This window comes from Mycobacterium sp. SMC-16 (assembly GCF_046250085.1).
Lineage (GTDB): Bacteria > Actinomycetota > Actinomycetes > Mycobacteriales > Mycobacteriaceae > Mycobacterium > Mycobacterium phocaicum.
The window spans coordinates 4,028,785-4,049,298 of record NZ_CP176427.1; the positions used below are offsets into that span (position 1 = coordinate 4,028,785).

At 66.0% G+C, this 20,514-nt stretch carries 20 protein-coding genes; 14 read left to right on the forward strand and 6 right to left on the reverse strand.

Annotated features, from left to right (window positions below):
• Nucleotides 1–50: 50 nt before the first annotated feature.
• From ACJEIK_RS19490 to nuoN, 8 genes are read left to right on the forward strand one after another with little or no spacing between them, the layout of a single operon-like run.
• The gene (locus ACJEIK_RS19490; protein WP_133428288.1) at nucleotides 51–2,423 is read left to right on the forward strand and encodes an NADH-quinone oxidoreductase subunit G; all 2,373 of its coding nucleotides are present in this window, start codon (nucleotides 51–53) and stop codon (nucleotides 2,421–2,423) included.
• The gene (gene nuoH, locus ACJEIK_RS19495) at nucleotides 2,420–3,649 is read left to right on the forward strand and encodes an NADH-quinone oxidoreductase subunit NuoH (RefSeq protein WP_061002960.1); all 1,230 of its coding nucleotides are present in this window, start codon (nucleotides 2,420–2,422) and stop codon (nucleotides 3,647–3,649) included. Before ACJEIK_RS19490 ends, nuoH begins: the two co-directional genes overlap by 4 nt.
• The gene (nuoI, locus tag ACJEIK_RS19500; RefSeq protein ID WP_061002958.1) at nucleotides 3,639–4,208 is read left to right on the forward strand and encodes an NADH-quinone oxidoreductase subunit NuoI; all 570 of its coding nucleotides are present in this window, start codon (nucleotides 3,639–3,641) and stop codon (nucleotides 4,206–4,208) included. The genes nuoH and nuoI overlap by 11 nt, the downstream gene beginning before the upstream one ends.
• On the forward strand, nucleotides 4,205–4,942 hold the full coding sequence (locus ACJEIK_RS19505) for an NADH-quinone oxidoreductase subunit J (protein ID WP_061002956.1): 738 nt from the start codon (nucleotides 4,205–4,207) through the stop codon (nucleotides 4,940–4,942). The genes nuoI and ACJEIK_RS19505 overlap by 4 nt, the downstream gene beginning before the upstream one ends.
• On the forward strand, nucleotides 4,939–5,238 hold the full coding sequence (nuoK, locus tag ACJEIK_RS19510; protein WP_061002954.1) for an NADH-quinone oxidoreductase subunit NuoK: 300 nt from the start codon (nucleotides 4,939–4,941) through the stop codon (nucleotides 5,236–5,238). Before ACJEIK_RS19505 ends, nuoK begins: the two co-directional genes overlap by 4 nt.
• 2 nt (nucleotides 5,239–5,240) lie before the next feature.
• Nucleotides 5,241–7,124 (forward strand): NADH-quinone oxidoreductase subunit L, encoded by a 1,884-nt coding sequence (gene nuoL / locus ACJEIK_RS19515; protein WP_135357282.1) that lies wholly within the window; start codon nucleotides 5,241–5,243, stop codon nucleotides 7,122–7,124.
• A complete protein-coding gene (locus ACJEIK_RS19520; RefSeq protein WP_409431728.1) occupies nucleotides 7,121–8,653 on the forward strand; it encodes an NADH-quinone oxidoreductase subunit M in 1,533 nt (510 codons plus the stop codon). Before nuoL ends, ACJEIK_RS19520 begins: the two co-directional genes overlap by 4 nt.
• A 44-nt stretch (nucleotides 8,654–8,697) precedes the next feature.
• Nucleotides 8,698–10,191: an NADH-quinone oxidoreductase subunit NuoN gene (gene nuoN / locus ACJEIK_RS19525; RefSeq protein ID WP_061002996.1), complete on the forward strand. Its 1,494-nt coding sequence runs from the start codon at nucleotides 8,698–8,700 to the stop codon at nucleotides 10,189–10,191.
• 94 nt (nucleotides 10,192–10,285) lie between these two features.
• On the opposite strand, the gene ACJEIK_RS19530 is transcribed toward nuoN, so the two are convergent.
• Complete coding sequence (locus ACJEIK_RS19530) at nucleotides 10,286–11,524, reverse strand: DUF222 domain-containing protein (RefSeq protein WP_409430146.1); 1,239 nt, start codon at nucleotides 11,522–11,524, stop codon at nucleotides 10,286–10,288.
• Between the two features lie 415 nt (nucleotides 11,525–11,939).
• Between ACJEIK_RS19530 and ACJEIK_RS19535 the strand changes: the two genes are divergently transcribed.
• From ACJEIK_RS19535 to ACJEIK_RS19550, 4 genes are all read left to right on the forward strand, one after another.
• Nucleotides 11,940–12,422 (forward strand): hypothetical protein, encoded by a 483-nt coding sequence (locus tag ACJEIK_RS19535; RefSeq protein WP_133428285.1) that lies wholly within the window; start codon nucleotides 11,940–11,942, stop codon nucleotides 12,420–12,422.
• Complete coding sequence (locus ACJEIK_RS19540; RefSeq protein WP_061004763.1) at nucleotides 12,419–12,913, forward strand: hypothetical protein; 495 nt, start codon at nucleotides 12,419–12,421, stop codon at nucleotides 12,911–12,913. The genes ACJEIK_RS19535 and ACJEIK_RS19540 overlap by 4 nt, the downstream gene beginning before the upstream one ends.
• A 118-nt stretch (nucleotides 12,914–13,031) precedes the next feature.
• Nucleotides 13,032–14,678, forward strand: a complete 1,647-nt coding sequence (locus ACJEIK_RS19545; RefSeq protein WP_409431729.1) for a cytochrome b — start codon at nucleotides 13,032–13,034, stop codon at nucleotides 14,676–14,678.
• Between the two features lie 219 nt (nucleotides 14,679–14,897).
• The gene (locus ACJEIK_RS19550; RefSeq protein WP_244602343.1) at nucleotides 14,898–15,302 is read left to right on the forward strand and encodes a nitroreductase; all 405 of its coding nucleotides are present in this window, start codon (nucleotides 14,898–14,900) and stop codon (nucleotides 15,300–15,302) included.
• A 102-nt stretch (nucleotides 15,303–15,404) separates the two neighbouring features.
• On the opposite strand, the gene ACJEIK_RS19555 is transcribed toward ACJEIK_RS19550, so the two are convergent.
• The gene (locus tag ACJEIK_RS19555) at nucleotides 15,405–15,974 is read right to left on the reverse strand and encodes a carboxymuconolactone decarboxylase family protein (protein WP_135357279.1); all 570 of its coding nucleotides are present in this window, start codon (nucleotides 15,972–15,974) and stop codon (nucleotides 15,405–15,407) included.
• Between the two features lie 177 nt (nucleotides 15,975–16,151).
• Here ACJEIK_RS19555 and ACJEIK_RS19560 point away from each other — a divergent pair, with 177 nt between their 5' ends.
• Nucleotides 16,152–17,465, forward strand: a complete 1,314-nt coding sequence (locus tag ACJEIK_RS19560; protein WP_234785502.1) for a PLP-dependent aminotransferase family protein — start codon at nucleotides 16,152–16,154, stop codon at nucleotides 17,463–17,465.
• A 66-nt stretch (nucleotides 17,466–17,531) separates the two neighbouring features.
• Complete coding sequence (locus ACJEIK_RS19565; RefSeq protein ID WP_409430147.1) at nucleotides 17,532–17,969, forward strand: hypothetical protein; 438 nt, start codon at nucleotides 17,532–17,534, stop codon at nucleotides 17,967–17,969.
• Here ACJEIK_RS19565 and ACJEIK_RS19570 read toward each other — a convergent pair.
• The 4 genes from ACJEIK_RS19570 to ACJEIK_RS19585 all read right to left on the reverse strand — a co-directional run bounded on the left by ACJEIK_RS19570 (nucleotide 17,950) and on the right by ACJEIK_RS19585 (nucleotide 20,452).
• Nucleotides 17,950–18,438, reverse strand: coding sequence for a hypothetical protein (locus ACJEIK_RS19570; RefSeq protein ID WP_061006356.1), 489 nt, complete (start codon nucleotides 18,436–18,438; stop codon nucleotides 17,950–17,952). The genes ACJEIK_RS19565 and ACJEIK_RS19570 overlap by 20 nt on opposite strands.
• Nucleotides 18,439–18,533: 95 nt before the next feature.
• Entirely contained in the window at nucleotides 18,534–19,058 is a 525-nt protein-coding gene (locus ACJEIK_RS19575; RefSeq protein ID WP_061006355.1) for a hypothetical protein, read from the reverse strand.
• Nucleotides 19,059–19,365: 307 nt separating this feature from the next.
• Entirely contained in the window at nucleotides 19,366–19,881 is a 516-nt protein-coding gene (locus ACJEIK_RS19580) for a hypothetical protein (RefSeq protein WP_133428280.1), read from the reverse strand.
• Nucleotides 19,874–20,452: a hypothetical protein gene (locus ACJEIK_RS19585; protein WP_133428279.1), complete on the reverse strand. Its 579-nt coding sequence runs from the start codon at nucleotides 20,450–20,452 to the stop codon at nucleotides 19,874–19,876. Before ACJEIK_RS19585 ends, ACJEIK_RS19580 begins: the two co-directional genes overlap by 8 nt.
• Nucleotides 20,453–20,514 lie beyond the last annotated feature (62 nt).

A 20,514-nucleotide genomic window follows, 5' to 3' on the forward strand; every position in this document is an offset into this window, starting at 1 on the left:
CCAAAAACGACAGTTTTACGTCTGCTCGCGGAGAAAACGGGGGCACGGGTATGACGGTGACTGAGCCGGCAAAGGACGCACCTGCGGTCGAGATGGTGACGCTGACCATCGACGACCAGCAGATCAGTGTGCCCAAGGGCACGTTGGTGATTCGCGCGGCCGAGCTCATCGGGGTCCAGATTCCCCGGTTCTGCGACCACCCGCTGCTGGACCCGGTGGGCGCCTGCCGGCAGTGCCTCGTCGAGGTGGAGGGCCAGCGGAAACCGTTGGCGTCGTGTACCACCACGGTCACCCCGGACATGGTCGTGCGTACCCAGGTGACATCGGCGGCCGCCGACAAAGCACAGCACGGCGTGATGGAGCTGCTGCTGATCAATCATCCGCTGGACTGCCCCGTCTGCGACAAGGGCGGCGAATGCCCGCTGCAGAACCAGGCGATGTCCAACGGCCGCAGCGATTCTCGTTTCGAGGACGTCAAGCGCACCTACCCCAAACCCATCAATCTGTCGGCGCAGGTCCTGCTCGACCGGGAACGCTGCGTGTTGTGCGCGCGCTGCACCCGGTTCTCGAATCAGGTCGCCGGCGACCCGTTCATCGAACTTCTCGAACGTGGTGCGCTGCAGCAGGTCGGGATCGGCAACGAGGCGCCGTTCGACTCGTACTTCTCCGGCAACACCGTGCAGATCTGCCCCGTCGGCGCGCTCACCGGGACCGCGTACCGGTTCCGGGCCCGGCCTTTCGACCTGGTCTCCTCCCCCAGCGTCTGCGAACACTGCGCCTCGGGCTGTGCACAGCGCACCGATCATCGACGCGGAACGGTGTTGCGCCGCTTGGCCGGTGACGATCCCGAGGTCAACGAAGAGTGGAACTGCGACAAGGGCCGCTGGGCCTTCACCTACGCCACGCAGGGTGACCGGATCACCACACCCTTGATCCGCGAGGCCGACGGCACCCAGCGCCCGGCATCCTGGCCCGAGGCCGTCGCCGTCGCGGCACGCGGCCTGTCGGCAGCCGGTCCCCGGACCGGCGTACTGGTCGGCGGGCGACTCACCACCGAAGACGCCTATGCCTACGCGAAGTACGCGCGGATCGTGCTGGGCACCAACGACATTGACTTCCGCAACCGGGTCCACAGCGAAGAGGAGGCCCAGTTCCTGGCTGCCAGCGTCGCGGGTCAGCCGCTGCGGGTGACCTACGCCGACCTGGAAGCGGCACCCGTCGTGCTGCTCGTCGCGTTCGAGCCGGAGGACGAATCGCCGATCGTCTACCTGCGGCTGCGCAAGGCCTTCCGCAAGCACGGCCTGAAAGTCGTTGCGGTGGCGCCGTTCGCGAGCCGCGGCCTGGAGAACATGGGTGGCACGCTGATCTCCGCCGCGCCCGGCCGCGAACCTCGAGCGCTCGACGCCATCGAGGTGTTGCCGCCCGGCTCGGTCATCCTCGCCGGTGAGCGGCTGGCCGGTGTCCCGGGCGGATTCTCCGCGGTGGCCCGGCTGGCCGAGCGCACGGGCGCCGCCGTCGGCTGGGTGCCGCGGCGGGCCGGCGAGCGCGGTGCGCTGGAAGCGGGCGCGGCCCCCAATCTGTTGCCCGGCGGTCGTCTGGTGGCCGATCTGCCGTCACGGACAGAGGTGGCCGTCGCCTGGCACGTCGACGAACTGCCCGACGCACCGGGCCGCGACACCACCGCGATCCTCGCCGCCGCAGCCGACGGTGAGCTCGAGGCTGTGCTGGTCGCCGGCGTCGAACTGGCCGACCTACCCGACCCGGAACTGGCCCAGCAGTCACTCGGTGCCGCGAAGTTCGTGGTGAGCATGGAGGTCCGGCGCAGCGCCGTCACCGATCTCGCGCACGTGGTGTTCCCGGTGGCACCCGTCGTCGAGAAGGCCGGCAGTTTCGTGAACTGGGAAGGGCGCCAACGCCCATTCGGCGCGGCGCTGCCGCCCGCCACGCGAGCGGACATGGGCGTGTTGGCGGCGCTCGCCGACGAACATTGCATCGATCTCGGCCTGCGCGATGTCGCCGCGGTGCGCAACGAGATGACCCGACTCGGGTGCTGGACGGGGCCACGGCCCGCCGCACCGGAGTTCACCGCCCCCCCGAACCCGGTGCCAGGCCCCGGGCAGGCGATCCTCGCCGGCTGGCGGATGCTGTTGGACGCCGGCCGCCTGCAGGACGGCGAACCGCATCTGGCCGCCACGGCCCGCCCGGCGGTGGCCCGACTCTCCCCCGACACCGCAGCGAGCGTCGGCGCGTCCGAAATCCTCACGGTCAGCACCGATCACGGCACTATCACGCTGCCGCTCGAACTCACCGACATGCCGACCGGCGTGGTGTGGCTGCCGCTGAACTCGCCGGGATCGGCGGCCCATGCCACGCTCGGCGTCGCCCCCGGCGCGGTCGTCTCGATCAGCGGAGCGGCAACGTGAACTATCCCGACCTCTCCTCTTTCGGCCTCGACCCGTGGTGGCTGGTCCTCGCCAAAGCCCTTGGCATCTTCGTGTTCCTGGTGCTGACGGTGCTCGTGGCCATCCTGCTCGAGCGCCGGGTGTTGAGCTGGATGCAGATGCGTATCGGGCCGAACCGGGTGGGGCCGTTCGGGTTACTGCAGAGCCTGGCCGACGGCATCAAGCTCGCGTTGAAGGAGGGGCTGGTCCCGGCCGGGGTGGACAAGCCGATCTACCTGCTGGCGCCAATCATCTCGGTGATCCCGGCGATCATGGCGTTCGCGGTGATCCCGATGGGGCCGCTGGTCCATGTGTTCGGGCACGAGACGCCGCTGCAGTTGACCGACCTGCCGGTCGCGGTGTTGTACGTCCTGGCGGTCACCTCGATCGGGGTCTACGGAATCGTGTTGGCGGGCTGGGCTTCCGGCTCGACCTATCCCCTGCTGGGCGGGCTGCGGTCGAGCGCTCAGGTCATCTCGTACGAGATCGCGATGGCCCTGTCGTTCGCCGCGGTGTTCCTGTACGCGGGCACCATGTCGACGTCGCAGATCGTCGCGTCACAACAGGGCCGCTGGTACGTCTTCCTGCTGCTGCCGTCATTCCTGATCTACGTGATCTCGATGGTCGGCGAAACCAACCGGGCGCCCTTCGATCTGCCCGAAGCCGAGGGCGAGCTGGTCGGCGGTTTCCACACCGAGTACTCGTCGCTGAAGTTCGCGATGTTCATGCTCGCGGAGTACGTCAACATGACGACGGTCTCCGCCCTCGCCACCACGCTGTTTCTCGGTGGTTGGCAGGCGCCCTGGCCGCTGAGCCTCATTCCCGGAGCCAACACCGGCTGGTGGCCACTGCTGTGGTTCGTCGGCAAGGTGTGGGCGTTCCTGTTCCTGTTCATGTGGCTCCGTGCCACGCTGCCCCGTCTGCGATACGACCAGTTCATGGCGCTGGGCTGGAAGGTGCTCATCCCGATCTCGCTGGCGTGGATCATGCTCGTCAGCATCGTGCGCACGCTGCGCCTGCAGGGTCACGACAGCTGGCCCGTCGTGCTGGCCATCGCCGGCGCCGTCGCCGTGGTCGCCATCGCCGGCGCGCTGTGGAATACCGTGCGGCGCAGGTCGGCTCGCACACGCACCCCTGCCGTCGAACCGCAGCCCGGAGCGTTCCCGGTGCCGCCCATCCCGGCCAAGGAGGTACACCATGCCCGGTAGGCCCAAATTCATCGATGCCATCGCCGGCTTCGGCGTCACCTTCGGGACCATGTTCAAGAAACCCGTCACCGAGCAGTATCCCGAGGAGCCCGGTCCGGTCGCTCCGCGCTATCACGGCCGGCATCAGCTCAACCGCTACGACGACGGCCTCGAGAAGTGCATCGGCTGCGAACTGTGCGCGTGGGCCTGCCCCGCCGACGCGATCTTCGTCGAGGGCGCGGACAACACCGCGGAACAACGGTTTTCCCCCGGCGAGCGGTACGGCCGGGTGTACCAGATCAACTATCTACGGTGTATCGGCTGCGGGCTCTGCATCGAGGCCTGCCCGACCCGCGCGCTCACCATGACCAACGACTACGAGATGGCCGACGACAACCGGTCCGACCTGATCTACGGCAAGGACAAGCTCCTGGCGCCGCTGAAGCCCGACATGACCGCGCCGCCCCACGCGATGGCCGAGGGCAGCACCGACGAGGACTACTACCGGGGCAACATCACGGCTTCGGGCCTTGCGCGGCCCGCCGCGGACGGCCTTGCGCGGCGCGAGGCGGCCAAGTGACCGGAGAGGCCGTGACGTTCTGGGTGCTCGGTACCGTGTCGGTGCTCGGCGCCATCGCCATGGTGGCCGCACCCAAAGCGGTGTACTCGGCGATGTTCCTGGCCAGCACCATGATCAGCCTAGCGGTGCTCTACATCGCCCAGGACGCGGTGTTCCTCGGCGTCGTACAGGTAGTGGTCTACACCGGCGCGGTAATGATGCTGTTCCTGTTCGTCCTCATGCTCATCGGTGTCGATTCGGCAGACTCGCTGATCGAAACCATTCGGGGACAACGTATTGCCGCTGTCGTGGCCGGCATCGGTTTCGGCATCGCAGTGATCGCCGGCATCGGGAGCCTCGGTGCCAACTTCGTCGGTTTGGAGCATGCCAACCGCGCCGGCAACGTGCAGGGCCTGGCGGTGCTGATCTTCACCCGCTACCTGTGGGCCTTCGAGACCACCAGCGCGCTGCTCATCACCGCGGCGCTGGGCGCCATGGTGCTGACCCACCGCGAACGGTTCGAGCGCCGAAAGACCCAGCGCGAGCTGGCAATCGAGCGCTTCGCCGCCGGCGGGCATCCGACACCGCGGCCCAACCCTGGGGTATACGCGAGGCACAACGCCGTCGACGTCCCCGCGAAGCTGCCCGACGGCTCGGACGCCGACATGTCCGTCAGCGCCATCCTGCCCCGGCGCAGTGTGTCGGCCACCCTCGGCCGAGCCGAGAGTTCGACGAATGATGGGAGCGACTCATGAATCCCACCAACTACCTGTATCTGTCGGCGCTGCTGTTCACCATCGGCGCCGCCGGTGTGCTGGTGCGCCGCAACGCCATTGTCATGTTCATGTGCGTCGAATTGATGCTCAACGCCGCCAATCTCGCGTTCGTCACGTTCTCCCGGATGCATGGCGAACTCGACGGTCAGGTGGTGGCGTTCTTCACGATGGTGGTGGCTGCGTGTGAGGTGGTGGTGGGGCTGGCGATCATCATGACCATATTCCGGACCCGGCGATCGGCGTCCGTCGACGCCGCGAACCTGTTGAAGCAGTGACCATGACGACATCGGTGTGGTTGCTGATCGCGCTGCCGCTGGCCGGCGCGGCGATCCTGCTGCTCGGCGGCAAGGCCACCGACGCGTGGGGGCATCTGCTGGGCTGCGCCACCGTGGTCGGCGCCTTCCTCGTCGGCGCCACCCAGTTCGTCGCGATGTCCGGTCGCGACAACGACTCCCGGTTGGTGCACGAGACGCTGTTCTCCTGGGTTCCCGTCGCGCAGCTCCAGGTCGATTTCGGGTTACGCCTGGACCAGCTGTCGATGTGCTTCGTCCTGCTCATCACCGGCGTCGGCGCGCTGATCCACATCTATTCGGTCGGCTACATGGCGCACGACCCCGCCCGTCGCCGGTTTTTCGCCTACCTCAACCTGTTCGTCGCTGCCATGCTGCTGCTGGTGCTGGCCGACAACTATCTCGGCCTGTACGTCGGATGGGAAGGCGTCGGCCTGGCGTCGTACCTGCTGATCGGGTTCTGGTCGCACAAGCCATCGGCGGCGACGGCCGCGAAGAAGGCGTTCGTCGTCAACCGCGTCGGTGACATCGGGCTGGCACTGGCCCTGGCGGCAATGTTCGCCCACACCGGAACCCTCTCGTACACCGGGGTTTTCGCCCAGGCACCGCATCTCGCCGCGGCGACCACGACGCTCATCGGGCTGCTGTTGCTGCTGGCGGCGTGCGGCAAGTCCGCTCAGGTACCGCTGCAGTCGTGGCTCGGGGACGCGATGGAGGGCCCGACGCCGGTGTCGGCACTCATCCACGCGGCCACCATGGTCACCGCGGGCGTGTACCTCGTGGTGCGGTCGGCCCCGATCTTCAACCAGTCCGCGGACGCCCGGCTGGCGGTCGCGATCGTCGGGGCGGTCACGCTGTTGTTCGGCGCGGTGATCGGCTGCGCCAAGGACGACATCAAGAAGGCCCTCGCGGCGTCGACCATGAGCCAGATCGGCTACATGATGCTGGCCGCGGGCCTGGGTCCCGCCGGCTATGCGCTCGCGATCCTGCATCTGCTGGCGCACGGCTTCTTCAAGGCCGGCCTGTTCCTCGGTGCTGGTTCGGTGATGCACGCCATGGACGATGAAACCGACATGCGTCGCTACGGCGGACTGCGCACCGCGATGCCCGTCACGTTCGCCACGTTCGGCATGGGTTACCTCGCGATCATCGGTATCCCGCCGCTGTCCGGGTTCTTCTCGAAAGACCCCATCATCGAAACCGCGTTCGCGGCCGGTGGCGCCAAAGGGCTGTTGTTCGGTGGCGCAGCTCTGCTGGGCGCGGGCATCACCGCGTTCTACATGACACGCGTCATGCTGATGACGTTCTTCGGCGAAAAGCGATGGCGTGCCGAGACGCATCCCCACGAGTCGCCCTCGGTCATGGGCTGGCCGATGGTGGTGCTGGCCGCGGGCTCGATCGGTGCCGGCGCGCTGCTGGCCGTCGGCGGCACGTTGGAGCATTGGCTCGAGCCGATCGTCGGCCACCACGAGCCCGAGCATGCCCTTCCGGCTTGGTTGCTCACGGTCGTCACGCTCGCTGTGGTCGGCGTCGGCGTCGCGATCGCGTACCGGATGTATGCGCTGCAACCCATTCCGGTCACCGCACCGGTCAAGGTCTCGGGGCTGACGGTCGCCGCGCGCAACGATCTGTACGGCGACGCGTTCAACGAGCGGGCACTGATGGTGCCGGGCCGGCGGGTCACCAAAGACCTGGTCGACTTCGATGACGTCGCCGTCGACGGTGTCACTCGCGAGCTCGCCGCGCTGGTCCGCAGCGGGTCGCAAGATCTTCGACGCTGGCAGAACGGGTTCGCCCGGTCATATGCACTGTCCATGTTGGCCGGAGCGGCATTGATTGCGGCCGCCATTCTCACGGTGAGGGTGTGGTGACCGGAATGTGGTGGCTGACGGCGTTGTGGGCCGTCCCGATGGCCGGCGGTGCGGCAGTGATCATGTTGCCCGCCACCGCAAGGGCTTTCGCCCGCTCGGCCGCCCTTGCGGTGTCGTTGGTGGTGCTCGTCATCGCGCTGGTACTGGCGCTGCGGTTCGACCCGTCCGGGGCGCGCTACCAGTTCGTCGAGAACCACCCCTGGATCCCCTCGTTCGGCACCGGATACATCCTCGGGGTGGACGGTGTGGCTCTCGTGCTGGTCGCGCTGACGGCGGTCCTGGTACCGCTGCTGATCATCGCGGGCTGGAATGACGCAGGAGCGCAAGCCAAATCGACGCACGCCTACTTCGCGTTGATTCTCGCCGTCGAGTCGATGGTGCTGATCTCCCTGGTGTCACTCGACATCCTGCTGTTCTACGTGTTCTTCGAAGCGATGCTGATCCCGATGTACTTCCTCATCGGCGGCTTCGGTGCCGAACGGCCGGCCGCGTCCAAGGCAGCGGTGAAATTCCTGCTGTACAACCTGTTCGGCGGCCTGATCATGTTGGCCGCGGTCATCGGGCTCTACGTGGCGACCGCCAACAGTTCCGCATTCACCCACGGCTCCTTCGATTTCCGTGCCGTCGCGGACGCCGTGCGCTATGGCAACCTCGACATCAGCCCCGGGATAGCCAACGCCCTGTTCGGCGGTTTCATGTTCGCGTTCGCGGTCAAGGCGCCCCTGTGGCCGCTGCACCGTTGGCTACCCGACGCGGCCGTGCACGCCACGCCGGCCACCGCCGTCCTGATGATGGCTGTCGTCGACAAGGTGGGCACGTTCGGCATGCTCCGATACTGCCTGGAGCTCTTCCCATCATCCGCAGCGACGTTCCGGCCGTTGATCATTGCGCTGGCCGTCATCGGCATCGTCTACGGGGCCATCGTGGCCATCGGCCAGACGGACGTCATGCGCCTGATCTCGTACACCTCGATCTCACACTTCGGCTTCATCATTCTGGGCATCTTCGCGATGACCGAGCAGGCGCAGTCCGGCGCCGCGCTGTACATGGTCAACCACGGCATCTCGACCGCCGCGCTGTTCCTGATCGCCGGGTTCCTGGTGTCCCGCCGGGGATCACGGGCCATCGCCGACTACGGCGGTGTGCAGGGCGTCGCACCGGTCCTCGCCGGCACATTCCTGGTCGCCGGACTGGCGACGCTGTCGCTGCCCGGCCTGGCACCGTTCATCAGTGAATTCCTGGTCCTGGTCGGCACATTCATCCACTACCCGGCCGTCACCGCCGTAGCGGCGACCGCCCTCGTGCTCTCCGCGCTCTACATCCTGTGGATGTACCAACGGATGATGACGGGCCCCATCACCGAGGGCAACGACAAGCTGCGCGACCTGGTGCCGCGCGAACTGGCCGTGGTGGTGCCGCTCGTCGCCCTGCTGCTCGTGCTCGGCGTCTACCCCAAGCCCGCGCTGGACATCATCAATCCGGCTGTCGGGCACACCTCGTCGAGCACGGCGCAGGCGGTGACCCGGTGACGCCCATCCCCGCGCCGTCCGTCGAGTACGGTCTGCTGTCGCCGATGCTGATCGTGTTCGGCATCGCGCTGGCAGGTGTGCTCGTGGAGGCCTTCGCACCGCGCTCGGCGCGGTACCGCGCACAGGTCGCGTTGAGTATCGGCGGCCAGGCGGTGGCGCTGGTGGCCGTGGTTTCCCAAGCGCTGCACCTGGGTTCGGCGATCGGCCGACCCGCTGTCCTCGGGGCCATCGCCATCGACCGTCCGGCGCTGTTCCTGCAGGGCACTCTGCTCGGAGTCAGCATGTTGGCCACCATGCTGATGGCACAACGCGTTTCGGACGGCAGTGGGCTGGCCGCGTTCACCCCACAGGCCGCGACGGTGCCCGACAGCGCCGCCGAGCAGATCGCCCTCAAAACCGGTGTCGCCCAGACCGAGGTGTTCCCGCTGGCGATGTTCGCGCTCGGCGGCATGATGCTGTTCGGTGCGTCCGACGATCTGCTGACGATGTTCGTGGCGCTCGAGGTGCTGTCCCTGCCGCTGTACCTCATGTGCGGCCTGGCCCGGCGGAATCGGCTGCTGTCGCAGGAAGCGTCGCTGAAGTACTTTCTGCTGGGGGCGTTCTCGTCGGCGTTCTTCCTCTTCGGTGTCGCGATGCTGTACGGCTACTCGGGCAGCCTGAGCCTGTCGGGTGTCGCTGCCGGTCGCGGGCCGGCGTCCCTGGGACTCATCGGCATCGCCCTGCTGTGCGTGGGGCTGCTGTTCAAAGTCGGTGCGGTGCCGTTCCATTCGTGGGTACCCGACGTCTATCAAGGTGCGCCCACGCCGGTGACGGCCTTCATGGCGTCGGCCACCAAGATCGCCGCCTTCGGCGCGTTGCTGCGCGTCTGCTACGTGGCGCTGCCGGCGTTGGCCAATGACTGGCGGCCGGTGCTGTCGGTCATCGCGGTGCTGTCCATGGCGGTCGGTACGGTGATCGCCATCGCTCAGGACGACGTCAAGCGCATGCTGGCGTACTCGTCGGTGGCGCACACCGGTTTCATCCTCACCGGCGTGATCGCGCTCAACGACAACGGGCTGTCGGCGTCGTTGTTCTACCTGTTCGCCTACGGGTTCAGCACGCTCGGTGCATTCGCGGTCGTCAGCGTGGTGCGCCGCGCCGACGGTGACGAGGAAGGTGACCTACGCCGGTGGGCCGGACTCGGACGCCGGCATCCGTTCTTCGGTGTGGTGTTCGCGCTGTTCCTGCTGGCTTTCGCCGGCATTCCGCTCACGAGTGGATTCGTCAGCAAGTTCGCCGTCTTCAAGGCCGCGGCCGAAGGTGGCGCCGCTTCTCTGGTCGTCATCGGCGTGATCGTCAGTGCCGTCGCCGCGTACTTCTACGTCCGGGTGATCGTCCTGATGTTCTTCACCGATCCGGTCGAGGACGGCCCAGAAGTGCAGTCGGGCGCCCTGAGTACCGCGATGATCGGGCTGACCGCCTTCGTGACCCTCGCGCTGGGTGCCGTCCCGCAACCGGTGCTGGACCTGGCCAACCACGCCGGTCAGTTCCTGCGGTGAGCAGCTGGCCACCGCCGGTCTACTCGACCGGGCTTCGGGCCGACACCCAGCCCGGTACACTGTTCAGTTATCCAGGTGCGCAACACTTTTAGTGTTATGCGGCGTGGTCGAGTCGCATGGTGCGGCGGTTGTAGGCGGGGATGGGTTTTCGCTGCGGGTCGACGGTGGCGGGTGGGATGAGCCAGGGATGCTTGTCCAGGCCCATGACGACGTCCCAGCCGTCGTGGTGGACGTTGGCGTGGCAGGCCGGGCAGAGCAGGCACCCGTTGCTCAGGCTGGTTTCGCCGTGGTGGGTCCAGTGCACGATGTGGTGGGCGTGGGTGCGCCCGGGGGGTGCGCCGCATTTGATGCAGCACTGGTCGCGGTGATAGAGCGCTTTGCGTAGATGGGGCGGGAACAGGCGTTTCTCCCGCCCCATGTCCAGGGGTACATGTTCGCCGTCGACGATGATCGTGGTGACGGTGGTGTCGCAGGTGAGCCGGTCCAGGGTCATGGTGCTGATCGATCCGATGAATTCCAGCGTGGCCAGGTCGGGGGTGTCGGCGGGCACCGACAGCAGCAGCTGGGTGCGCGGCGCGCTGGCGGTGTCGCCGCCGCGGGCGGCGATGTCCAGCACCGCCTCCAACGCATCAGCCCGGCGCCGCCCCGCCGACCGCACATCGGGGCTGCCGTCGGGTTCGGGCCGCGGCGGAGACAGTTCCTCCATCGCGGCGATGTATTTGGCGCCGACTTCGGCATCCAGGTCCGCGCGGACCTGGACCCGCCCGTCGGAGGTGACCCGGTGGTCGACGGTGTTGATCGACCGGTCTTCGGCCGCGGGCAGCCCACCTTCAGCCGCGGCGTGCCGGTTGCCGAGCCGCCGCGCCCGATTACCGATCTCAGCCGGCGTCGCCCCCGAGAAGAACTGCCCCAGCAGGTCGGCCAACTGGACGAAGCGAGCCTCCTCGTCGACCGGTCCGGGTGCGCGGGCGTGAATGTGGTTGATGCCCTTGACGATCGCGTCGACATGCTCACCGGAGATCGCGCCGTCGCCGGCATGCGCCGCTAGGGTTGGCAGCGACGGTAGCGCGGCACCGACCCGGATCAGCCGTTCGGCCACCGAGGGTGCACACCCCAGCGACATCAGGAGTTCGCGCGGCGACCGGCCCTGCGATGCCGCCACGCCCAACCGGTCCAGCACCCCGGTCATTGTCGCGGCGAGATGGTCGACCACGCCCCGGATCAGCAGCAGTAGCCGCGTGACGTTGACGGCGTCCTCGCCCGACATGTTCTCGGGGATGGCCACGCCGCGCAGGTGGTCGAGGAGTGGGTTGAGATCCGGTGCGATTCCCATAACACATCGTATCGAACAAATGTTCGAATAGCAAGGGGTGGATGCACGGATTTTCGGGTGCATTCGAGGCTTTCACGGCGGTGCCGAGACATGACAGGCGTATTGAAAATGTCACTGCAGTCCCAGACCGGGACTAGCGCCGTCGCCGACTCCCCCACAAGGCGCCGGACGCGAAGGCGGTAGACGTGAGACGGCGCGGGACGCGAAGTCGCGGCACACGCGACATGGCGCCGGACGCGACGTGAGAGCAGGCGCGAAGTGGCACCCAGCACGACGGACGCACCGGATGCGGGGTCGTGGCGGAGCGCTCCACCGGCACCCCAGCACAGCCGCGACCGCATCCACCGAGTGGTACCCGGTTTCGCCACGAAACTGGCCCCTGACAAGCGGCCAATCAGTACCTAGCCTCGTAGACATGGCGACGGAGTTGGCAGTTGGGCATGCCCGCCAGGTGAGCCTGGCGGGCGTCGCACTGCCTCCGCGCCTCCAGCAGGCCGACTACCTCGACGTCTTCGAAGTCACCGTCGCCGAATCCGACACTCGCACACCTGAGATGCTGGCGCGGGAAGCGCTCGAGCAGTCGGCACCACCCATCCGCGAGGGAATCCGATTCGCACACAAGGCATTCCTGCTGTTCCAGCTCGCGCAGGCGAACTCACCGCAGCATGTCCTCGGGTGGCGCATCGCGGAATCGACATCCGATGCCGTTCGCCTGGAGGCTGATTCGCCGCTGATGGAAGGAACCTTGATCCTCCGGCGAGCGAATGCCTCGACAGGCCAACTCATCACCGCGCTGCACTACAAACACCGGCGGGCTGCGGCGGCGATCTGGCGGGCCATCGGCCCCATCCATCGCACGGCCGCCCCGTACCTGATGAACAAGGCGGTCATCCGGTGATCGGTGACCGTTGGGGCGTCACCGACGCCGAGACTCAGGCGCACTATGGCTGTGACAACTACGTCGCCAACCCATCACTAGAGGCGTGGCGCGGAGTGACCGTGAACACCACACCAGAACGGTTGTGGCCGTGGGTTGTTCAGGTACGCCTGGCGCCGTACTCGTATGACTGGATCGACAACCTGGGCCGGGAATCACCGCACGAGCTGCACAACCTGAACGATCCACGGCCGGGTGGTCCGTTCACCGCCAGCGCCGGCCGGCCACTGGGCAAGGTGCTTTCGGTGGAGCATCAGGTGGAGTTGACGGCGCAGATCATGAGCGCTCACATGTCCTATCGGCTCACCCCGGTCGACGAACACAGAACCCGGCTGGTGCTGAAAGTTACTGCGCCGCAATCCTGGCGACTCGCCGCTCCCCTACTCAGCGTGGGCGATCTCGTGATGGCACGGCGGCAGCTGCTCAACTTCAAGCAGCTCGCCGAAAAATAGCGCCTCCCATTTTGTGATACAGGTCACAGTGTGGACCTGTCACAAAACGAGCTCCAGATGCATCTAAGAGGTAAGGCGTTCATCGCAAAGGAGGCAGGACATGAAGGCCGGCTCGGTCATGCGAACGCAACGACAGTCGCGGGCGTCGAATCCCCCTGCCGTCCAGGGGAATGCGATCGACTCGCGGTACCACCCGTCGGGGGCGGTGCGCCGGCAGCTGAACAAGGTCTTCCCGACGCACTGGTCCTTCCTGCTCGGCGAGATCGCCATGTACAGCTTTGTGGTCCTGCTGCTCACTGGCGTGTACCTGACGTTGTTCTTCGACCCGTCGATGACTGAGGTCATCTACAACGGCGTCTACCAGCCGCTGCGCGGCGTGCAGATGTCGCGCGCTTACGAATCCGCCCTGGAGATCTCGTTCGAGGTCCGCGGTGGCCTGTTCGTCCGCCAGATTCACCACTGGGCCGCGCTGATGTTCGCCGCATCGATCATGGTGCACATGGCACGGGTGTTCTTCACCGGAGCCTTCCGGCGCCCACGCGAAGCCAGCTGGGTGACGGGTGCGTTGCTGCTGATCCTGGCCATGTTCGAGGGTTACTTCGGCTACTCGCTGCCCGACGATCTGCTGTCCGGTATCGGTCTGCGCGCCGCGCTGTCCTCGATCACCCTGGGCATCCCGGTCATCGGCACCTGGATGCACTGGGCCCTGTTCGGCGGCGACTTTCCCGGGCAGACCATCATCCCGCGTATGTACGCGCTCCACGTATTGATCATTCCCGCAATTATTTTGGGGCTGGTCGCCACGCACCTGATCTTGTTGTGGTTCGGCAAGCACACCCAGTTCCCGGGTGCCGGCCGCACGGAGAAGAACGTCGTCGGTGTCCGCGTCATGCCGGTCTTCGCCGTCAAATCCGGCGCGTTCTTCGCCATGGTCACCGGAGTCCTCGGCATCATGGGTGGCCTGCTGCAGATCAACCCCATCTGGGAACTCGGCCCCTACAAGCCCTCGCAGGTGTCCGCCGGCAGCCAGCCCGACTTCTACATGATGTGGACCGAAGGCCTCGCCCGCATCTGGCCGGCCTGGGAGTTCTACCCCTTCGGCCACACCATCCCCGCTGTGGTCGCGGTGGCATTGATCATGGGTCTGGTCTTCACGTTGCTCGTCGCTTATCCCTTCATCGAAGCCAGGGTTACGGGCGATCATGCCCACCACAACCTGCTGCAGCGTCCGCGTGACGTGCCGGTCCGCACCGCCATCGGTGCCATGGCCATCGCGTTCTACATGGTGCTCACCCTGGCCGCGATGAACGACATCATCGCGCTCAAGTTCGACATCTCCCTGAACGCCACCACCTGGATCGGCCGCATCGGCATGGTCGTCCTGCCCGCAGTGGTCTACTACCTCACCTACCGCTGGTGCGTAGGCCTGCAGCGCAGCGACCGCGCCGTCCTCGAGCATGGCATCGAGACCGGCATCATCAAGCGGCTGCCGCACGGCGCGTACGTCGAGCTGCACCAGCCCCTGGGCCCGGTCGACGACCACGGCCACCCCATCCCGCTGGAATACCAGGGCGCCGCACTGCCCAAGCGCATGAACAAGCTCGGCTCGACCGGCTCCCCCGGCACCGGCAGCTTCCTGTTCGCCGACTCCGCCGTCGAACAAGCCGCCCTCGCCGACGCCGAACACGCCGCCGAGCACAAGGCACTCACCGCCCTCAAGGAATACCAGGACGAGATTTCGCCCAACGGCTCTGGCCGCCACTAGTCTGCAGCAGGCCACATTGGTTGTGAAACAAGGCGTTTCCGCTCATGATGCTGGTGTGACCGAGTGTGACAATGCCGCGGCTGACGGAGTTCATCCCCTCCTGGTGGAGCGGTTCAGCCCGGTTTCGTTCGATCGAACCGCGTTCCTGAGTGAAGCACAGGTCGAGTGCTACTCGAGGCCGCCCGGTTGACGCCATCGGCAGGGAACTCGCAACCGTGGATGTTCATCGTGGGTCGCCGCGACGACCCCATCCACGCGCGGATCGCGAGTCATCTGGCGCCCAGTTCAGCTCGATGGGCTCTTGATGCCTCGCTGCTCGTGGTCAATCTGGCTCATATCCTCGTCGAAGACACGGATTGGGAGTTCTCCGAGTTCGCACGATACGACCTGGGACAGGCCTTGGCGCACATGACGATTCAGGGACTCCTCATGGGTCTCGGTGCACACCAGTTCCGGGCCTTCGATCGTGACGCTGTCGCGCGCGAGTTCGATGTCCCGGCCGAGTGGGAGGTGACATCGATGACGGCTCTGGGCCCGGCGGGGCGCTCGCCGAGCGAAGAGGCGGAACCTTCCCCGCGCCGGGCTCGGCTGTCGCGACGCGAAATCACCTGGGCCAGAGCGTAACCGAAAATGCCTCGTGAACGTTCACTCGGCGCAGACGCTCCGCGAGTTCGAGTATGAAGGCCCTGCGCGCCCCGCCAACGTGAGGCCGCGACGGCCAAGCCGTCACGCGACGGAATCGTCTGTGCCCCTTCGGAGCTCGGGCTGCGGGATCAGGCACAGCGTTCCGTCCGCCGTGTCCATCGGCCGAATACCCAGCCCCTGGTTTAGGCGACCACGCTGGTTCTCCCAAGCGACTTCCGCAGCGATCTCCATCAGCTGCGCCTTGCTGAGGTGCGTGAGCAGCTCCTCACGCAAGCCTTCGGAGAGGATCGCAGGCGTGCGAGACATCTCTTCGGCGAATTGAATGCAGAGCTTCTCAAGGTGAGTGAACACATCGCTGTCGCGGTAGTTCACCAAGGCGATCAGTTTCTCCTCCGAGAACCCCTCACTCCGGCCGAGGGTGTCCGAAATGTCGATGCAGAATTCGCAGTGCGTCAACATCGCTGCCTTGATCCCCGCGAGCAGCTTCAGTTCGGTGGGCGCCCGACCACTGAACAACAGCGCCATTTCGTAGAGCCCATTCGCTGCCGCGATGAGCGGACGTCGGATCAGCCAACCCGGGAGGTCCCAACGGTTTTGGCGGGACTTCGCCAGGACCGCAAGGTGTACCCAGATGCGCTTCAGAATTCTCACGACGCGTTCTCCTCGATTCCGTCACCAGCGCACGGCGGCTGCGGTATAGCCTCATGTTAGGTCGCCATTGGACGCAAGTTAGGAACCAATATTTCAGTTGAATCGGGTACCACTTCAGGTCCGGAGCTGCTCATCGAGCTGGACCGAACCAGTGGTGCCGACGCGCTGCATCGCCAGCTGACCGACGGCCTACGGGACGCGATCCGGACCGGTCGGCTCACACCGAAAACCCGACTGCCCTCCAGTCGCGTGCTCGCCGCAGACCTCCAGGTGTCGCGACGCCTCGTCGTTGACGCGTACAGCCAGCTCGTCGCCGAGGGCTTCCTGCAGAGCCAACAAGGCTCTGGCACAACGGTTGCCGCTGTCGACACGACCACCAGGGTGTCGCATCCGTCGAGTCCAGACCGCCGAACATTCGACATCGACTTCGCACCCGGCGTGCCCGACCTGTCGAGCTTCCCCCGGCACGGCTGGCTGCGCGCGCTGCGTCAGGGGCTGTCCTCCATCGAATCCCCGTCGCTCGGATACGCCTCCCCCAAGGGCCTACCGGACGCCCGCGCCGCGGTGTCGGACTACCTGCGGCGCACCCGTGGCGTGCTGGCCGATCCGCAGCGCGTCGTGTTGTGTTCCGGAGCGACGCAGGCCGTCGCGCTACTGGCTCAGGTGCTACGACATCGCACCATCGCGATGGAGGATCCCGGATTCTGGTTGCACCGCATTGTTTTCCGCCACCACGGCGTTGATCCCGTCCCCATCCCGGTCGACGACGACGGACTCGACGTCACGGCACTCGCGAACACCGCGGCATCGACGGTGCTGGCAACCCCGGCCCATCAATCCCCGACCGGCGTCGTGCTGTCCCCCGCCCGCCGCACCGCGCTGCTCGAATGGGCGCGGGCGGGCAATCTCGTCATCGAGGATGACTACGACGCCGAATACCGCTACGACCGCGCACCCGTCGGCGCGCTGCATGCCCTGGCTCCCGACCGCGTCGTCTACCTCGGCTCGGTGAGCAAAACGCTGGCCCCCGGCTTGCGGCTCGGTTGGATGGTCCTGCCCCCGGACCTTGTCGGCCCCGTCGTATCGGCGAAAAGTCTTGCCGATACTGGTAGTTCCGTCATGGATCAACTCGCCTTCGCGACCCTGCTCCGGTCCGGCGACTACGACCGGCATCTGCGGCTCATGCGTCGCCGCTATCTGGCCCGGCGCAACTGCCTGCTGCGGGCGCTGCGCGAACACCTGCCAGAAGCCTCGGTGCTCGGTGCCGCCGCCGGTGTCCATCTCACGGTGCGTCTGCCCACAGACTGCGATGTCGACGACATCGTGCGCAAGGCCGCCAACCAGCGGGTGCGCATCGATCCGCTCTCGTGGTGCTACACCGAACCTGCCTGCGCTCCAGCGGGATTGATTCTCGGTTACGCCAACCTCACGGAATCACAGATCGACACCGGGGTACGGGCCATCGCCGCCGCGGCCGGCCGCCCGACGTAAGTGGTACCCGATTCTGGTCACGCAATGGCGCCTGACACTGGGCCATTGCGCGCTTAGTCTCGAGGAATGACGACGCAGACACCGTTGCGGATCGTATTGGTCACCTGCGCGATCCTCGGCTTGATCACGCTGGCCCTGGGTATCTGGGCGTTCGTCGCACCGATGTCGTTCTTCGAGGTTCTCGCACCGTTCGAGCCTTACAACCGCCATTTTCTGCATGACGCCGGCGTCCTGCAGATCGGTGTCGGAGTGGCGATGCTGCTGGCCGCGATCCGGCGGTCGCCCGTGGAAGTGGCACTGGGCGGCTTCATCGCATTCGAAGCGCTCCACGTCGTGTCGCACGTGATCGACCGGGATCTCGGCGGCAGGCCGGTCTTCGACATCACGGCACTGTCGATCCTCACCATTGCCGGCGTCGCCGCATTGATCGCCGGTCGACGGCAGCGCAGCAACACGTCCGAGCCCGAACGGCCAATCCAGCCGACTAGGTCGGCGTCAGGGTGAATAGCAACCAGTAGGTTCCGGCCCCGTCACCGGGGCAGCCCGGCGCTGCCACGGTGAACGTCCGCTCCCCGGTGAAACTGCCGTCACCATTGGGCTTCAGGAAATCGGACCGGAATGCCGTCACCGCAACGCCATTCGGGCCGCAATGGAACGGGTAGTCTCCCGATGATTCCCAGCGGTCACCCGTCCACCGATAGTCGAACAGCGCCGGCGCATTCGGATTCTCTTTGAGCTCAGTCACTCTCAGCCAGTGCGCAACACAACCGCCGGCGTCGCACACGGTCCGGAACAGGGCCGCCTGGGTCGACGGGTCCGATGTATCCGGGCGCCCATTGAACGTCTGACGCGAATGATCGAGAAACGTGTCGTAGCTGCCGTACAGCGGCACCGGTTCCGGGCGATCGGCGTGCGCTTGCGGCACGGCCACCAACAACGCCAAGGCCGGGGCGAGAGAGATTTTCGGCAGCATGACTTTCAATAGCACACTGCCCTGAGCTCTGGGGTCGATCTCGCTCAGCCCAACCGCAGCCCTACGTCACGTCGGTCTCAGCTGCCACAGAACTGCTAGCACCGGATCCGCCACCGATCGACCGTGTTGCGCAACGTGTATGTGTGCCACGAATCTCCGTGCAGCAGCACGGTGACCTCGCTGGGACCCGATGGTGGGTAACCGATACCGGATTCGTCGAAACAGGTGGTGTCGACGTCGTGGCCCACGAACACGCTGACACCGATCACACCAGATGGACCTACCAGCAGTTGACGCTCGGGATTACGGCGGTCACCGATGGCCAACAGCCCGCTGGCGATATTGAGCCGGCCATCAAATGCGCGGACACCAAGCCCTCCGGTGTCCCAGCCAGAGAACACGCGGACCCGGATCAACCGGCCGACGACGTCGCACTCGCCGGCACTCATGGTTCGTACCCACAGTGCCTGCTGCACCGGCGCGGGTTCGGGGTCGATATCGGCCTGTATATAGGTGCCCGTAATCCCCTGTACCCCAGCATCTTCAACGACTACGACGCCGCGGTCGGGTGCGATCATGATGTCGCACAGCAGCTTGTTCGCCGCCGTTCGTGCCGCCACGTCTCCTCTTTTCACAGCCGCATTCACTCTCTCTCGACCCCCGCACGACCGCGCCTCATGCCGAGCGGTGACCGATGCTGCTCAATCCACCCATGGATCGTCCGCGAAGTACTGCCCAGAATCGTGCGGACTTCTCCGGTCGGCCGCTTCTCCCGGTTTGCGAGCGGCTGTGGTGATCACGGTCCACAACACCATCGGTATCGATGCGAGACACTGCAGAATCCTCGGCACGTCCCGAAACACATTGACCTCCTAGGCTCTTCGGGTGATATCGGCGGCGTCAGGCCCTGTCACGCCTGGCGGCCCGTCACGCACTGGTCGAAATCGACAGTGCGGCCGCAAATTCGAGAAGTCGTTCCATTTCTTCCTGACCGTCGTCTGCGTTCTTGTCGAAGAGGTAGCACTCGACGTAGTGCTGACTGTCCTCGGGAGTGGTTCGGGTCGTGCTGTTGACTATCGGCGTGTACAGCCGCAGGCGTACCGACACCAGCTCGTGAGAGCCGTCAGGCATGACGTCGTAGTCGGTGTGCACGGCCTGATCACTGAGCCGCGACAACAGCACCGTCCGCACCGAGGACTGGAACATCGGGTGCGGCAACCGATCATCGTGGCCGGCGCATTCAGTGTCAGAGCCGTGCCACAGGATCAATCGTCGACCGTCGGTGACCGCGACTTCTTGCCATGCGGGGCGCTGCGTGAGCACGAATGAGTAGGCAGTGTCGAAGTTGATGAAGGCGCGCAAGTTGTTCAGCGCCGCTTCGGGATTACGGACGCCGAGCATTACCGCCTGCTGAAGATGTCTGTGCGATGCCCAATCAGCCATGTGCGGCTAGCACCCTTCCGAACTGAATCAGCCGTTCCATCTGCGCTCGTCCGCCGTCGGTCACAGACTTCGTGAACAGCAGCTCCTCGCTGAAAGACTCGGTCCTCGACGGGGTCTTGGCGAGGGCGTAGTCGGTCGTCGTGGTCACCAGCCGCAGTTCCACACTGTGCAGCGACCGTCCGCCACGGTGATCGATGCGGTACCCGACCTTGAGATTGCGGTCAGTCAACGCGGACAACGGAATCGAGCGCAGCGTCGATGTCAGCAAGGGTTCGCCAGGCTCGGGATCGTCGTCGTCGGTGAGTTCATCGTCGCCCATCCACAGCAGCAATGTCCGGCCGTCGGTCACCGCAACCTCTTGGTACAACGATTCACGCGAATCCTTCTCTTCGAGCGTGCGTTCCATGACGAACGCCTTGATCGCGGAGGGATCCATCACCCGGTACAACGCTTCCAGCGCGATCGCCGGATCGCGCAGGTACGCCTCCGCCGCTTGCACCAGGTCGGAGTACGGGGCCCAATCCTGATGGGTGTCCGGCCCAAAAGGGCGGTTGCGTGATAGTTCAGTCATCGACGTCAGCTCCCGGAAGGCGCCGACGCCCGCGGCGCTTGCTTCACCTTCGTCGGTGAGAA

Bases quoted from the DNA above. Each gene is read 5' to 3' on its own strand.
- ACJEIK_RS19490 (WP_133428288.1), top strand. From the start codon at position 51: ATGACGGTGACTGAGCCGGCAAAGGACGCACCTGCGGTCGAGATGGTG.
- ACJEIK_RS19570 (WP_061006356.1), bottom strand. From the start codon at position 18,438: ATGCTGCCGAAAATCTCTCTCGCCCCGGCCTTGGCGTTGTTGGTGGCC.
- nuoK (WP_061002954.1), top strand. From the start codon at position 4,939: ATGAATCCCACCAACTACCTGTATCTGTCGGCGCTGCTGTTCACCATC.
- nuoL (WP_135357282.1), top strand. From the start codon at position 5,241: ATGACGACATCGGTGTGGTTGCTGATCGCGCTGCCGCTGGCCGGCGCG.
- ACJEIK_RS19530 (WP_409430146.1), bottom strand. From the start codon at position 11,524: ATGGGAATCGCACCGGATCTCAACCCACTCCTCGACCACCTGCGCGGC.
- ACJEIK_RS19550 (WP_244602343.1), top strand. From the start codon at position 14,898: ATGTTCATCGTGGGTCGCCGCGACGACCCCATCCACGCGCGGATCGCG.
- nuoN (WP_061002996.1), top strand. From the start codon at position 8,698: ATGCTGATCGTGTTCGGCATCGCGCTGGCAGGTGTGCTCGTGGAGGCC.
- ACJEIK_RS19565 (WP_409430147.1), top strand. From the start codon at position 17,532: ATGACGACGCAGACACCGTTGCGGATCGTATTGGTCACCTGCGCGATC.
- ACJEIK_RS19585 (WP_133428279.1), bottom strand. From the start codon at position 20,452: ATGACTGAACTATCACGCAACCGCCCTTTTGGGCCGGACACCCATCAG.
- nuoI (WP_061002958.1), top strand. From the start codon at position 3,639: ATGCCCGGTAGGCCCAAATTCATCGATGCCATCGCCGGCTTCGGCGTC.
- ACJEIK_RS19580 (WP_133428280.1), bottom strand. From the start codon at position 19,881: ATGGCTGATTGGGCATCGCACAGACATCTTCAGCAGGCGGTAATGCTC.
- ACJEIK_RS19545 (WP_409431729.1), top strand. From the start codon at position 13,032: ATGCGAACGCAACGACAGTCGCGGGCGTCGAATCCCCCTGCCGTCCAG.
- ACJEIK_RS19535 (WP_133428285.1), top strand. From the start codon at position 11,940: ATGGCGACGGAGTTGGCAGTTGGGCATGCCCGCCAGGTGAGCCTGGCG.